Here is a 1570-nt window from a genome sequence, read left to right on the forward strand (position 1 = left end):
CGAAGATTTGTTTTTCCTTTCTAACGGACACATTTCACCAGTTTTCTACAGCGTTCTGGCCAGGTCGGGATATTTCGACATTAGTGAACTGGCAACTTTCAGAAAATTAAATTCAAGGTTACAAGGTCACCCCACAACTCACGAAGGACTTCCAGGCATTAGAATTGCCTCTGGATCTTTAGGKCAGGGAATGTCTGTKGCTATCGGAGCAGCCCTTGCAAAAARATTAAATAAAGATCACTCGGTTGTATATTCTTTACATGGTGATGGAGAGTTACAGGAAGGTCAAAATTGGGAAGCGATTATGTATGCTCCTTTTAATAAAGTAGATAACCTGATCTCTTCRGTTGATTATAACGGACAGCAAATTGATGGTCCTACTGAAAAAGTATTATCTCTTGAAAATCTACAGGCAAAATTTGARGCTTTTGGATGGCATGTGATCAATTCTGATGGCAACGACATGGATTCTATAGTTAAGGCATTGCATTATGCTAAATCACTWTTAGGAAAAGGTAAGCCAATCTTGAATTTAATGAGYACCCAAATGGGYGCAGGTGTTGATTTCATGATGGGATCGCATAAATGGCATGGTGTTGCGCCAAACGACGAGCAACTTGCACTAGCTCTTGCCCAATTACCAAGTACSYTAAAAGATTATTAAATAGCTTTTAATGAAACCCTGCGTAGCAAGCTTGAACACCATTAACTAAAAATAGAAAACTCGTGAAAACCTGCGCAGCAAGCTTGAACACAGTTAAACAAAAATAGAAAACTCGTGAAAAAATATACATACACTGAAAAAAAAGATACCCGCTCTGGTTTTGGAGCAGGATTACTTGAAGCAGGTAAAAAAAATCCTGAAGTAGTTGCACTATGCGCAGACTTAGTGGGCTCTTTAAAAATGGATGCCTTTATTAAAGAATTCCCAGAACGCTTTTTCCAGATTGGTATTGCTGAGGCAAACATGATTGGTATTGCAGCCGGTTTAACCATTGGTGGTAAAATTCCTTTTACAGGAACTTTTGCCAATTTTTCTACAGGCAGGGTTTATGATCAGATCCGCCAATCGGTAGCTTATTCTGACAAAAACGTAAAAATATGTGCTTCCCATGCTGGATTAACCCTTGGGGAAGACGGTGCAACTCACCAGATTCTTGAAGACATAGGCTTAATGAAAATGCTTCCTGGCATGACTGTAATTAACCCTTGTGATTATAATCAAACCAAAGCMGCTACTATTGCTATAGCTGAGCATCATGGACCAGTTTATCTGCGTTTTGGTCGCCCTGTAATCCCTGTATTCACCGATCCTGATCAAAAATTCGAAATCGGTAAAGCATGGATGGTAAATGAAGGTACTGATGTAACCATTATTGCTACCGGACACATGGTTTGGAAAGCCATTGAAGCTGGTGAAAAATTAGCAGAAATGGGAATTGATGCTGAAATCATCAATATCCACACCATTAAACCTTTAGATGAAGCAGCAGTTCTGAAATCTGTAAAGAAAACAGGATGTGTGGTTACTTGCGAAGAGCACAATAAGTTTGGCGGATTAGGAGAAAGC

At 39.5% G+C, this 1570-nt stretch carries 2 protein-coding genes; both read left to right on the plus strand.

Going from position 1 to position 1570, the window contains the following annotated elements:
- A partial coding sequence (locus AC1DDX_RS27290; protein ID WP_477623016.1) for a transketolase occupies positions 1-664 on the plus strand: 664 nt, incomplete at its 5' end.
- A 114-nt stretch (positions 665-778) separates the two neighbouring features.
- On the plus strand, positions 779-1570 hold a 792-nt coding region (locus AC1DDX_RS27295; RefSeq protein WP_477623017.1), incomplete at its 3' end, for a transketolase family protein.

This window comes from Pedobacter sp. 10L46_2, from assembly GCF_056395165.1.